General features: G+C 63.7%; 12 protein-coding genes and 1 riboswitch. Of the genes, 11 read left to right on the forward strand and 1 reads right to left on the reverse strand.

What is annotated here, in order from left to right:
* Window positions 1–2: 2 nt before the first annotated feature.
* Both AWH62_RS02335 and AWH62_RS02340 read left to right on the forward strand, forming a co-directional pair.
* Window positions 3–785, forward strand: a complete 783-nt coding sequence (locus AWH62_RS02335; RefSeq protein WP_083634922.1) for a helix-turn-helix transcriptional regulator — start codon at window positions 3–5, stop codon at window positions 783–785.
* Window positions 786–902: 117 nt separating this feature from the next.
* Window positions 903–2,435, forward strand: a complete 1,533-nt coding sequence (locus AWH62_RS02340) for a serine hydrolase (protein WP_075188829.1) — start codon at window positions 903–905, stop codon at window positions 2,433–2,435.
* Here AWH62_RS02340 and AWH62_RS02345 read toward each other — a convergent pair.
* A complete protein-coding gene (locus AWH62_RS02345) occupies window positions 2,420–2,929 on the reverse strand; it encodes a hypothetical protein (protein ID WP_143742874.1) in 510 nt (169 codons plus the stop codon). The two genes, AWH62_RS02340 and AWH62_RS02345, sit on opposite strands and share 16 nt — an antisense overlap.
* 110 nt (window positions 2,930–3,039) lie before the next feature.
* Window positions 3,040–3,142, forward strand: a riboswitch (TPP riboswitch).
* On the opposite strand from AWH62_RS02345, the gene AWH62_RS02350 reads away from it, so the two are divergent.
* The 9 genes from AWH62_RS02350 to AWH62_RS02390 all read left to right on the forward strand — a co-directional run bounded on the left by AWH62_RS02350 (window position 3,137) and on the right by AWH62_RS02390 (window position 13,212).
* Window positions 3,137–3,502 carry an MmcQ/YjbR family DNA-binding protein gene (locus AWH62_RS02350; RefSeq protein ID WP_075188831.1) on the forward strand — a complete coding sequence of 122 codons (366 nt, stop codon included), beginning with the start codon at window positions 3,137–3,139 and terminating at the stop codon, window positions 3,500–3,502. It overlaps the preceding riboswitch by 6 nt.
* Window positions 3,499–4,344, forward strand: a complete 846-nt coding sequence (locus AWH62_RS02355) for an MBL fold metallo-hydrolase (protein ID WP_075188832.1) — start codon at window positions 3,499–3,501, stop codon at window positions 4,342–4,344. The genes AWH62_RS02350 and AWH62_RS02355 overlap by 4 nt, the downstream gene beginning before the upstream one ends.
* Window positions 4,337–4,867, forward strand: a complete 531-nt coding sequence (locus tag AWH62_RS02360; RefSeq protein ID WP_143742875.1) for a hypothetical protein — start codon at window positions 4,337–4,339, stop codon at window positions 4,865–4,867. Before AWH62_RS02355 ends, AWH62_RS02360 begins: the two co-directional genes overlap by 8 nt.
* Complete coding sequence (gene thiC, locus AWH62_RS02365) at window positions 4,864–6,741, forward strand: phosphomethylpyrimidine synthase ThiC (RefSeq protein ID WP_075188834.1); 1,878 nt, start codon at window positions 4,864–4,866, stop codon at window positions 6,739–6,741. Before AWH62_RS02360 ends, thiC begins: the two co-directional genes overlap by 4 nt.
* 210 nt (window positions 6,742–6,951) lie before the next feature.
* A complete protein-coding gene (locus tag AWH62_RS02370) occupies window positions 6,952–7,989 on the forward strand; it encodes an FRG domain-containing protein (RefSeq protein WP_143742876.1) in 1,038 nt (345 codons plus the stop codon).
* A 192-nt stretch (window positions 7,990–8,181) separates the two neighbouring features.
* Window positions 8,182–8,781, forward strand: a complete 600-nt coding sequence (locus AWH62_RS02375; RefSeq protein WP_075188836.1) for a hypothetical protein — start codon at window positions 8,182–8,184, stop codon at window positions 8,779–8,781.
* 874 nt (window positions 8,782–9,655) lie between these two features.
* Window positions 9,656–11,437, forward strand: a complete 1,782-nt coding sequence (locus AWH62_RS02380) for an ABC transporter ATP-binding protein (protein WP_075188837.1) — start codon at window positions 9,656–9,658, stop codon at window positions 11,435–11,437.
* A gap of 101 nt (window positions 11,438–11,538) precedes the next feature.
* The gene (locus tag AWH62_RS02385; protein WP_075188838.1) at window positions 11,539–12,375 is read left to right on the forward strand and encodes a thioredoxin family protein; all 837 of its coding nucleotides are present in this window, start codon (window positions 11,539–11,541) and stop codon (window positions 12,373–12,375) included.
* Window positions 12,376–12,390: 15 nt separating this feature from the next.
* Window positions 12,391–13,212 carry a PhzF family phenazine biosynthesis protein gene (locus tag AWH62_RS02390; RefSeq protein WP_075188839.1) on the forward strand — a complete coding sequence of 274 codons (822 nt, stop codon included), beginning with the start codon at window positions 12,391–12,393 and terminating at the stop codon, window positions 13,210–13,212.
* Window positions 13,213–13,215 lie beyond the last annotated feature (3 nt).

Consider the following 13,215-nt stretch of genomic DNA (forward strand, 5'->3'; position numbering starts at 1 on the left):
GAATGATGATGAAACGGCAGAAAATCTTGGCAACAGCGCCCGGTCTCGACATCCGGCTTACCTGGTACCAGCCGGGCCAGTCGATGGCCGATCATGTCCATGCGGACCATCAGGTGTCATGGCTGATCAGCGGTGACATGCGCGAGACCAGCGCCGGGCGCGAGCACGACCTGCTCCGCGTCAGCCGCGGCGTCAAACCCGCCGGTTGCCGCCATGCCAATCTCTACGGGCCCGACGGAGCCCTGGTCCTGGCGCTCAACCTTCAGCCCGGATCGCCTTTCTGTGCCGACTTGCCGGGGCTCGACGACTGGGTGTGGGCGGCGTCCGGCGAGGACATGCCGGGAGAGATCATCCGGATTGCGCTGGCCCTGTCCGACGGCAAAATCTCTGCGGGGCTGGCCTTGCCCGACCTTGCAGCTCGCATCACGGCGCCGCCCCGGATCACGCCATGCCGGTCGGCCCGGCCGCCGGCCCCCTGGTTGGCTCGAGTGCGGGAGCAATTGCGCGACGCGGTAGACGATCCGGATCTGGCGCAGCTGGCCGAGAATGCCGGCGTGCACCGGGTCCACCTGTCGCGCAGCTTTGCCCGGCATTACGGCATGGCGCCCAGCCTCTACCGCCTCCATTGCAAGCTGGGACGGGCGATGTCCGGCCTGATGCAAGGGGCCAGCCTGGTCGATGCGGCCCAGGCGGGCGGCTTTGCCGACCAACCGCATTTTACGCGGGCTGCCCGGCGCCAGACCGGGCTCACCCCGCACCGGATCCGGACTCTCATGGCCGCATGATCCGGTCACACAATACGCCCGGCGGTCGGTTACATGCGTTCAAGACCGCAGCGGTCCCGGTCCCTAACCTGCTCGCGAAACCCGGTCACCTTGCGTGGCCCTGACAGGAGAGATTGCATGTTGAAAGCCCTGTGCCTTGCCACGGTCGCCGCGTTGGCGACCACCGTCGGCGCCTCTGCGGAAACGCCGGAAGGGGCGGTCGCCAGTCTGGATGAATTCCTCGATCAATTCCCCGATCTGGGGCCCGGGTATGCCGTCGTGGTGGTGACGGCGGACGAGGTGCTGATGCGGCGGGTGCAGGGCGAGCGACGCGCTTCGACCGGGGCGCTGATGACGCCCGATACGCCGATCTATATCGCCTCGCAGACCAAGGCCTATATGGGCCTTCTGGCAGCTCGGCTCGACGCAGAAGGCATTTTGCCGCTGGACAGCCATCTGACCGATTACTGGCCGAACCTGCAATTGCCCGACGGGATGGATGCGGCGGACTGGACGCTGCGTGATCTCATCACCCACCAGGTGCCGATCGAGAACGGCTTCATCACCACGATCGAAGCCTATGTCGGCTATCTCGACCCGGCCGATTATCCGCGCCTGATCGCCGAACATTCCGAGGCCCGCGAAACCGGCTTCCAGTACAGCAATCTCGGCTACAACATCTACGGCGCCATCCTCGCGACCGCGACCGGTCGCTCGTGGCAGGACTGGCTCGACCTCTATGTGATCGACCCGCTGGGCATGGACCGCACTTCGGCCCGGACCTCCGATTTCAACATCGACGATTTGTCCTGGGGCCATTACTGGATGGGCGAGGAGGCGGGCTGGTACGACATTGCCCCCAAGACCGACGGCATGATGCAATCGGCCGGTGGCCTGGTGACCTCGGTTGATGACATGGCCAGCTGGCTGCAGCTTCAGTTGCGCGGTGAGGGGCCTGACGGTTCCGGCATCACGGCGGAGATGGTGGCCGCCGCCCAGACCGGCCAGGTCGCCACCCATCAGGAGGATCGCCGCAACGCGGCCGAACTGCCCTGTTCACAATACACGCTGGGCTGGAATATCTGCGATTTTGAAGGCCATGATTTCTACGTCCATGGCGGTGGTTATACCGGTATCCGCACGCAAATGGCCTTCGCGCCCGATCTTGGTGTTGGCATCGCGGCCTTCTCGAACTCCGACAACATGACCGGCTGGCTGACCAGCCGCACGATCAACATGTATTTCCAGTTCCTCACCGAGCACGAGACGGCGGCGCGCATGCGTCAGATCCGCATCGAACAGTATCCGCAACGCGTCGAGCGCTATCTCGACTACCGCACCGGCAATCTGGCCGAAGTCCGGGCGGAAGAGCGTTGGGGCGGGTGGACGTGGTCTCCGGATGCTGAAACGCTTGCGGCCTATACCGGCACCTGGTCGACGGGCGAGCCCTATCTCGATCTCGACATACGGATCGATGGTGATCAGCTGGTGATGCACTGGGGCGATCGTCGTGAAGAGCTTGAACCGGCCAGGCCGGACCGTTTCGCAGCCCTGTCGGATCCGTTTGACGAGTTTGACCAGTTTGACTTCGAACGCGATGAGACAGGTGCACTGGCACGACTTGTTTGGGGCGACGACACCTATGCCCGCATCGATCAATCCGGGCAGTAACTGAAGGGCCGCAGTGCCCGCCCGTCCGCGTCGGCGCCGGCTTCGGCAAAGACGCGGACTTCGCCCGGCCGTCCATTGCCGCGACGACCGGCCGGGTCGTAACGCCCGGTGACAAGGCGCAGATCGCCGCCTTGCCCGGCGGCCAGCTCGACCACCAGCTCTCCGGTCAATTGCGAGTCGAGGACGCCATCACGCTCGACCCCGACGGTGAAGGCCGTGCCGCCGCCAAACAGCCAAGGGTTGGACGAGGCCCGCAGGATGAAGCGGCCCGACACGTCGCTGATCCGGATACCCAGATTGCCGACATTGCGTGAGCGCGCATGCGGGGGTTCGCCGTTCGGCGCCAGATGCAGGTCGAACCGGTTGGCGTCGTCGTCAAGGCAGGCGGGTGAGCCATCGGCGGTGCGCTCGACATAGAGGCCGGGCCGCGGGCCGCTCGCAGTCTCCGGCGCGGCGGCGACCAGTGCCAGTGTGAACAAGGTCGGTGCAATCATGACGGTCTCCTCCATGACGCACTCAAGACAATCGCATTTGAACCGCAGCTGAACAGGGCCGCTGACGCGCTCCGCTTGCCAAATCACCGCGTCCCGTCCACCCTGCGCGCATGAGTTCCAAGGGGTGCCCGCGCATGTTGCGTCCGGGCTGAGACTTCACCCTTAGGACCGGATCCGGGTCATGCCGGCGTCGGGATGGAGCGGGGAATGGACGTCGAAAGCTTCAATACGTTTTGCGGATCACTGCCTCACACCACGCATGTGGTGCAATGGGGCGGCGCCGAAGTGTGGAAGGTGGGCGGCAAGATTTTCGCCGTCGGCGGCTGGAACAAGAATAGCGACAGCTTCGCCGCCAGTTTCAAATGCTCGGCCATGACGTTCGAGATGTACAAGGACGAGCCGGGCGTGCGCCCCGCCCCCTATCTCGCCTCGCGCGGCATGTTGTGGCTGCAATGCTATGACGACAGCACGCTCGACGACGCGGCGCTGGAAGCCTATCTCGCCGAAAGCCATCGGCTGGTGGCCTCCGGTCTGACCAAGAAACTGCAACGCGAACTGGGGTTTATAGAATGAAGACCAAACGCCTTCAAATGGCAGCCACCGGTCTCACGCTCGCCCTGGCCACGGCCATGCCCGCCTTCGCCCACCCGTCCGAAGACGATCCGGCGACCGCGCATTTCCTCGCCAATGAAGCGATCCTGGTCACCGCCGGCGAGACGCGCATCCTGTTCGACCCGCTGTTCAGCGTCTCCTATGGCTATCCGCTGGTAGCGCCCGATGTGCGCGCCGCGATCATGGCCGGCACGCCGCCCTTTGACGGGGTCGATGCGGTCTTTGTCAGCCATGTCCATGGCGATCATTTCGACGCGGAAGCCGTCAATGCCTATCTCGCCGCCCGTCCCGATGTGATCCTCGTCGGCCCCTGGCAGGCCCGGCTCGACATGCAGGCGGCGGACGGCTGGGACGCGGCCTTCGAGGCGCGCATCCACGCGCTGCCCTTCATCGCCAGCCCGCAGGGACTCGTCCTGGCTGCCGACGGTGTCGAAGACGCCATCCGCGTCGAGACCGTGCACATCCCCCATGCCGGCGGAGCGGGCCGGGCGGGCATCCAGAACATGGCCCACCGCGTCACGCTCAATGGCGAGGCGACCGTTATGCATATGGGCGATGCCACCACCGATAGCGCGATTTACGACACCCACAGCGACCATTTCGACGCCCGCCGCAGCCAATACGCCTTTCCGCCCTACTGGCTGATCGGCGAGTGGGGCGGCGACACCACGCGCGACCGCCTCAATGCCGACCATGTCACCGGCATCCATCTGGGCAATGCCCATCCCGTCTGGATCGCGCAGAGCGATGAGGATTTCTTCACGCAGGCCGGTGAGGAGCGCGGGGTGCATGGGCATGAGTGAGATCGAACTGGTCGAGGGCGAGGCCCTGCTCTGGCGCGGTGAGCCTGATTTTACCAAAGCCGAGAAGGCCCCGAAATCCTGGCACCATCGCCGGATGGTGCATGTCGCCTGGCTGGTCGGACTGGCGCTCGCCGCGATGGTCGTCTTCTATCTCGGTCATCTCGTCGCGCCGCCATGGCTGCGCAATACGCTCGGCGGCGGGCTGGTGCTGTTTTTCCTGTTCACCCTGCTGGGTTTTGTGCACGCCAAGCCGCGCCCGGCTGATCTTGCCACCGAGCCGCCGGTCTTCATTGTCACGGATCGCCGCGTGACCCGGATCGACGGGCCGGATGCCCGCTTCAGCCTCTACGCCCAAGGCCTGGCCGCCGCCCGTTTGGAGCCGAATGGCGAGGTTCATGACCTCTCGCTCTACGGCATGACGGAAGACGCCTTCATCCAATTCACCGCCATTGCCGACGGCCCGTCCGTTGAAAAACTGATCACGTCGACCCTGGTCGCACCGCTCAAGGGAGCTCCCTCATGAACAAGCCCACCCACCAGTCCGAGTTTGAAACGCCGAAAGTCACCACCGGGCCGCTGCCGGGGTCGCGCCGGGTTTATACCTCGCCCAAGGCGGCGCCGGCGCTGAAAGTGCCGCATCGCGAGATCGATCTTCACCCGACCGCCAATGAGCCGCCGGTGCGGGTCTATGACACCTCCGGCCCCTATTCGGACCCGGACGCGAAAATTGATGTCGAGACCGGCCTGCCGCGTCACCGCCTCGCCTGGTACAAGGATCGCCAGCTGACCGAATATGAGGGCCGGCCGCTCTCGCCGCTCGATAATGGCGGCGCCACCGGCAAATATCTCGCCCGCGAATTCCCGGCCACGCACGCCCCCCTGAAGGGCAATGACGGCCAGCCGGTCACCCAGTATGAATTCGCCCGCGCCGGCATCATCACGCCGGAAATGGTCTATGTCGCCGAGCGCGAGAATTTGGGTCGCAAGACGGCGGTCGAGGGCGCTGCCGAACGTCTTGCCGATGGCGAGAGTTTTGGCGCCGAGATTCCGGAACATGTCACGCCGGAATTTGTCCGCGACGAGATCGCCCGCGGCCGCGCCATCATCCCGGCCAATATCAACCATCCCGAACTCGAGCCGATGATCATCGGCCGCAATTTCCTGACCAAGATCAATGCCAATATCGGCAATAGCGCGGTGGCGTCCTCGGTCGAGGAAGAGGTCGACAAGATGGTCTGGTCAATCCGCTGGGGCGGCGACACGGTCATGGACCTCTCCACCGGCAAAAATATCCACAACACCCGCGAATGGATCCTGCGCAACTCCCCCGTCCCGATCGGCACCGTGCCGATCTACCAGGCGCTGGAGAAGGTGAATGGCATTGCCGAGGACCTCACCTGGGAGGTTTTCCGCGACACGCTGATCGAGCAGGCCGAGCAGGGCGTCGACTATTTCACCATCCATGCCGGCGTGCGCCTGGCCTATGTGCCGCTCACCGCCGACCGGGTCACCGGCATCGTCTCGCGCGGCGGCTCGATCATGGCGAAATGGTGCCTGGCCCATCACGAGGAGAGCTTCCTCTACACCCATTTCGAGGAGATCTGCGACATCATGCGGGCCTATGATGTGAGCTTCTCGCTGGGCGACGGCCTGCGCCCCGGCTCCATCGCCGATGCCAATGACCGCGCCCAATTTGCCGAGCTGGAAACCCTGGGCGAGCTCACCAAAATAGCTTGGGACAAAGGCTGCCAGGTCATGATCGAGGGGCCGGGCCATGTCGCCATGCACAAGATCAAGGCCAATATGGACAAGCAATTGAAGGAGTGCCACGAGGCGCCCTTCTATACGCTCGGCCCGCTCACCACCGATATCGCGCCCGGCTATGACCACATCACCAGCGGCATCGGCGCCGCCATGATCGGCTGGTTCGGCTGTGCCATGCTCTGCTATGTCACGCCCAAGGAACATCTGGGCCTGCCCGACCGCGATGACGTCAAGGTCGGCGTGATTACCTATAAAATCGCCGCCCATGCGGGTGACCTCGCGAAGGGCCACCCCGCCGCCAAGATCCGCGACGATGCCCTGTCACGCGCCAGGTTCGAATTCCGCTGGGAAGACCAGTTCAACCTCGCCCTCGACCCGGAAACCGCCAGGGATTTCCACGACAAGACCCTCCCCAAGGAAGCCCACAAGGTCGCCCATTTCTGCTCCATGTGCGGGCCGAAATTCTGCTCGATGGAGATTACACGGGAAATTCGGGACCGGTTTGGGAGCGCGCGGGCGCCGAATGCTGTGGAGGCCGAAGAGGGCATGCAGGCCAAGGCCGAGGAGTTCAAGGCGTTGGGTGGGGAGATTTATCTGAGTGAGGATGGGACGGTCCGCGAACCCATCGACTAGCACCAGGAGGGACATGTACCTTCGGTACGTGTCCCATCCAGACCCCGCGTCTCATGCCGTCCGGCTCCAGGGCATTTTCCCGGGACACGGACCAGAGGTCCATGGTCCTCAGCGCGGGAGCCGGCAGAATAGCTTTAGTGGCAGGTTGGGGAGGGCGAGCCTTTGGTTGACGATTCTGTAGTCGAACGGCCGTACGAAACGGCGAGAGAAATGTTCGAAGCCCTAGTATTCGAAGGTAAACCGGGGTCGGTTTTTCGTGGAGTTCCAGATGCAAACTATAAGCTGGTGCCCACAATTGCACGCCCAGATGTGGTTTCGCGACTCCGTCTGAAGGATCAGGCAAGTCTACCCAATTTTCACGATGCCGTTGACGTGTTCGCAAAGCAATTGGCGTGTTATCAGCAATTCCTGATGGCGCTCTTTTATCAGGCGGTGCACGGGGCGGGCGGTGAGCTGCCGATGCTCGACGATGCGCTGCACGATAAACTGTGTGGTGTTCCAGGAGTTGCTTCGATTCAAGGGTTTCCTAGGGTATCCACGTTCGCCGGGATGGAGACTGATCCTACCGAGTGGCCTCTATTGGCCAAAATGCAGCACCGAGGCATCGAAACTAGGCTTCTCGATTGGTCATGTAGTCCATTGAGTGCAATGTTTTTTGCAGCTTCTAAAGATTTTTCGAAGGCAGAAGTTCTGCCAACCCACCTCGCCATTTGGGAGTTTGATCCAAAATTCGCGAATTGGGCAAATCGACAGTCGACAGCTTGTTGGGAGCCTTTCGAAGCGATAGCGCAAGGTATTAAACGGCCCAGGTCGTTTGATGTGGGCATCTATCTAATTTCCCCGAACAATTCGGGGAATGCCAACATGCGTTCACAGCGAGGGGTTTTCACCGTGACGGCCTACTCGCCTTTTGGAAAAATTTATCAGGCTGTGCAAGGGAGTGGCATTCATTCTTGGGATGCTCAAAACGAACAAAGGTATGATTTCGAACGAGTTTACACGCGGATGGCTGAGTGCAATGAGGTTGCACCTAGTCCCGCTTATGGCGATAAGCCGACTTTTTCACCTCTAATTAAGCACCTATTGCCAATTTCTGAAATTGAACCATTGCGTTGGCTCCTTGAGAAAGTTGAGATAACCAGCGCAATGGTGTTTGCGGATGGCGGCACCTACCGGCCAGTGCTTGAGCGAGCAATCGATGAATGGTTTGCTAGCGATGTTTGGCTGGAGAGCGCGTTGGTAACATGAAACGCGCTCCGTATTCCCCATAAACCCCACACCTCGACCCCGCCGTATTGAAGTCCCGCGGTCAAGGGCGGCGGAGCCGCCGCTTTGCGGTTGTCACCCTTGACCGCGGGACTTCAATACGGCCCCTTGCTGGCAAGGGTTTTATGGCTCTGTCCGCGCCGGGGGCGCGTCGGCTGACAAGGTGGGGACTTGATGGCGACCAAGGAAGACATTCTCGAACAGGTCGTTGAGGAATACCTCATCCACCAGGGCTATTTCGTACAGCACAATGTGAAATTCCTGCCACGGCGGGATCATCCGGATTTCGTGTCCAATCAGGACAGCAATCACTCTGATATCGATGTGCTGGGCTTCCATCCGGCCAGGTGCGGCCCGGAGCAGGTCGTTGCGGTCAGTTGCAAGAGCTGGCAGCAGGGCTTCAGCCCGGCCAGTGAGATCGCGGCCATCGAGGGCGACAAGACCCTGCGCGGGCGAAAGGCGTGGAAGGCGTTTCGGGAGCTGACCGTGCCGAAATGGTCGGAGGCGTTCATCGCTGCGGTCGAGGAAAAGACGGGGCGCCGCGAGTTCACCTACGTCACCGCCATCGCCAAGCTGAGAGGCCCTGCCGAACCGTGGGAAACCCATCCCGGCTTTCGTGCCGCGCTCGGTGGCAACCCGATCCGCATCCTCACCTTCCAGCAAATGATCCGCGACCTCGCGCCGGACATGTCGACAACGCTCGCGGCGACGGAAGTCGGACGATTGCTGCAAATGTTTGCCGCCTCGGGTTTCAACCTCGATCAAACCCGCTGAAGCGCCGCCTTGCCGGCAAGACTTTCCTGCTGCCCTCCGCGCCAGGTGCACCGCCTCTCCCCGACCGGGGAGAGGATTCAGGTGAGGGGCGGCCGCGTTGCGGCCAGGGAAGGTCATGTCTGGCGCGGCTGTCGCCGCGTGCCCCTCATCCGCCCTTCGGGCACCTTCTCCCCGGTTGGGGAGAAGGTGGGCTGTGACGCTGGTCCCAACCATTATCCCACAGTGACCACTCGCTTCGCGGTTTCACCCTTGACCCCGCTCATCCCCTGAGGCCCCTTTGGCTGGCAAGGGGGTTATGGCTCGGTCTGCGCCGGGGCGCGTGAGGTCCTCGCCCTTGATGGGCGAGGTGGCTGGGCGCGTAGCGGCCAGACGGAGTGGGTGCGGGGCGGTCGGTGCCGGAACGCTGCGCGTTTCACCCCTTCCGGCCCTTCGGGCCACCTTCCCCATCGAGGGGAAGGACCTGTCGTGTGTTTTCCGTGCGCCACCATCCGCCCCTCGCTCCGCTCGGCCCCCGTCGACCCGTCGCTTTGCGCCGGCGGACGTAGGAGGCGGCGCGTCAGCGCCGGGGGGCTGCCTGTGCCCCGCTTGCCACACATCTCGCCTCAAACGCGAAACAGGCGCGTCTTCACCTTGCCCTTGCCGCCGGGCCGGGCTACCCAGCGCGTCCCGGATCAATCGGCACAAGAGAGCAGATCCATGCGAACTTTCATCTAGGCAAAACAGGTCGCCGGCGCGCGTCCTGACCCTGAGACCGCTTCGACCGCAACCCGGTCGCCGCCCTCGGGATTCCGCTGCGTCACCGCCTGACTGTCCAGATGATGATGACCATGAGGACGGACCCTGCAGCACCGCTGCCCCCGGGTCCGCTGCTGAGATGTCCGACTTTCAAAACCAAGACGAAACGCCCCGCGCCCGCAATCTCTCCAATATGGAAGTGCTGGCCTATCTGACGCGTCAATGGCGCCGACGCCCGGTCCTTCTGACCGGGATGATCCTGTTCATGGTGCTGGCGACCATTGCCGAATTGCTGATTCCGCTCGCTGCCGGACGGCTGATCGATGCCCTCGCGGCCGGCCCCGACAACGGCAGGCCCTGGCCGGCCTTTGCCACCTATCTCGGTGCGGCATTGCTGTATTATGCGCTGCGCCAGTCGGCCTCGCGCTGTGAAGTGCCGTTTTCCTCGGCCAACATGGCCGACCTGACCACCCATGCCTTTGCCCGGGTGCAACGCTTTTCGCTGGACTGGCACGCCAATACTTTCGCCGGCTCGGTGGTGCGCAAGATCACGCGTGGCATGTGGGCCTATGATAATATCACCGTGAACATCTTCATGGGGATTGCGCCCTCGATCGGGGTGATGCTGGGCATTGCCGGCATGATGGCGCTGCGCTGGCCGCTGGTTGGCGGCGTGGTGTTCGCGGTGATGGCCTGTTTCGTGACCTCGTCCCTGCTGCTCAGCCGCTATTACATCCGGCCGCAGAACATCCGCTCCAACGCGCTCGACAGCGAGATCGGCGGGGCGCTGGCCGATGCCATTGGCGGCGTCGCGACGGTGAAGAGCTTTGGCGCCGAGGCGCGCGAGGATGCCCGCTTCCACGATCTCACCTGGCGTTGGCGGGCCGAGACCAAGAAGACCTGGCTGCGCTTCGTCAATTCCTGGCTGGTCAATATCGTCACCGACCTGACCATGCAGGCCGCCCTGGTGGGCCTTTTGGTCTGGCAATGGTCGCGCGGTGTGGCCTCGGCCGGTGATGTGGTGGCGGCGCTGACCGCCTACATGATCGTGTCCGGCTATATGCGCCGCTTCGGTGAACAGGTGCAGCAGGTCCAGCGCGGCATGGACGAGATCCAGGACCTGGCGATCTTTGACCTGCAGGAGAGCGATGTCGGCGACCGGGCCGATGCAACCGAGTTCAAGCGCCGTCGCGGGGCCATCCGGTTCGAGGAAGTCGGCTTCACCTATGCCGGCCAGACGCGGCCGCTCTATACCGACTTCTCGCTGGAGATCGATCCGGGCGAGACGGTGGCGCTGGTCGGGCCGACCGGCTCGGGCAAGTCGACCTTCGTCAAGCTGGTGCAGCGTCTTTATGACGTGACTGAGGGTGCGGTGCGGATTGACGGTCAGGACGTGCGCGGCGTGACCCAGGACAGCCTGCGCCGCAATGTGGCGCTGGTGCCGCAGGACCCGGCCCTGTTTCACCGCTCGATCGCGGCCAATATCGCCTATGGCGCCCCGGATGCGACGCCGGAGGATATCGTGGCGGCCGCCAAGGCGGCCCATGCCGATGCCTTCATCCAGCGCCTGCCGATGGGTTATGACACGCTGGTCGGCGAGCGCGGGGTGAAACTGTCGGGCGGCGAGCGTCAGCGGGTCGCCATCGCGCGGGCCATCCTCACCGATGCGCCCATTCTCATCCTCGACGAGGCCACCTCCAGCCTCGACAATGAGACCGAGCGCGATGTGCAGGCGGCGATGGAAGCGGTGATGGATGGCCGCACCACCATTCTCATCGCCCACCGCCTGTCGACCATCCGCAATGCCGACCGCATCCTGGTCTTTGAACAGGGCCGGATCGTCGAACAGGGCACGCATGACGAGCTGGCGGCCAATGATGACGGCCTCTATGCCCGGCTGGCAGCGCTGGCGGCGGGCTAGGGTCACAATCGCGCGAAGAACAGGCGGACGCAGCGTGTCCGCCTGTTCGATGGCGCCTGATCATGCTTGACTGGCGACCACACAAATCGAGGACATCCGACATGCGTCTCGCCGTAATCCTTGGCTGCCTGCTGCTGATCATCACACCCGCCGGACTGGCGGATGACGACCACCCCCGTCCCTTCGACGAGAATTTCGCGGCGATGGACGTCGTTGATGCGGCGCTTGCCGAAGCGTTGGCCGAGGACAAGCGGCTCCTGCTCGTGATGGGCGCCAATTGGTGCCATGACAGCCGCGGCCTGGCGCATCATTTCGAGGATGCCGAGCTCGCCGCCACGCTGGAGGCGCACTATGTCACCCGTTTCATCGATGTCGGCTGGCGCGACCAGAACCACGACATCATGCGCCGTTTCGGGGTCGCCGCGATCTATGCCACGCCGACCGTGCTGGTGATTGATCCGGGTGACGAGACCCTGCTCAACCGGGCCGAACGCAATTTCTGGGGGTCGGCCTATTCGACGCCGATCGAGGAGGCGCGCGCCTGGTTTGTGCGCTGGGCCGATGCCCGTCCGGCGACCGGCGGGCTGGTCGAGAATTCACTGATCTACCAGGCGATGATGATCGAGATCGATATTTTCGAGGAGGAGGAGGGCACGCGCCTGTCCGCCGCCTATCGCGATATCGGTCGCTGGCGGCAGCTGGACGAGGCGGACCGTCCCGACAATTTCCGCACCCTTGACCGCGAGGTCGAGAACTGGCGCCGCAATCTGCCGCGTGACATCGCGCAATTGCGTCAGGAGGCCCGCGCCATGGTGATCGGTGCCCTCAATGCGCGCGCCGGCGGTGATCCTTTCACCGCTGACACCGTGGCTGCGCTGGATGCCGATGATCCCGATCTCGCCCTGCGTTTCCGCCCGCATGCCAGCGACACCTGGTAAGGATCACGGCCGGTCATGACGCGCAGCTTTCCCTATTACGAGCTCCACAGTTTCGCTGTGCCGGGCCGGCCCCACAGCGGCAATCCGGCCGGTGTGGTGCTGATGGATGATTTCCTGTCCGACAGCGAGTTATTGGGCATCGCCAATTCCAACAATCTCTCCGAAACCGCCTTCCTGGTCCCGCGCGGGACAGATTGCTGGCATCTGCGCTGGTTCACGCCGGCCATCGAGGTCGATCTGTGCGGCCATGCGACCTTCGCGGCCGGCGCCGTGGTGCTGGAACAGGGGATGGTGTCGGGTCGGAGCGCCAGTTTTGACACCCGTTCGGGCCGGCTGGCCGTGAGCCGCGACAATAAGGGTGACGGCTTTGCCATGGACCTGCCGGCAATCGGCTTTGAAACGACCGGCCGCGCTGCCGCGTTGGAGGCGGCGCTCGGTCTGGATACGTCACCGGAAGCGGTGTTCAACGTCACCCGCATCCACGGTGCGCGCTACCAGATGTGGGTGATGGCGGATGAGGCGGCGGTACGCCTGGCCGAGCCGGACCATGGCAAGTTGCGTTCGCTGGACACCAATATCATCCTGACCGCGCCAGGCGAGCAGTGCGATTTCGTGTCCCGCTTCTTCGCCCCGGCCTCCGGCGTTGACGAGGACCCGGTGACCGGGTCGGCACATTGCACGCTGGCGCCTTATTGGGGCGAGCGGCTCGACAAGCTGCGCCTGTCGGCGCGTCAGATCGGTCCGCGTCCGGGGGCGCTGGACGTCGCGCCCAAAGGCGAGCGCGTGACCTTGTATGGCCACGCGCCGCGCTATCTTGAAGGCCGGATCACGGTCTGAGCG

The organism is Maricaulis sp. W15 (genome assembly GCF_001924955.1).
Taxonomy (GTDB): Bacteria; Pseudomonadota; Alphaproteobacteria; order Caulobacterales; family Maricaulaceae; genus Maricaulis; species Maricaulis maris.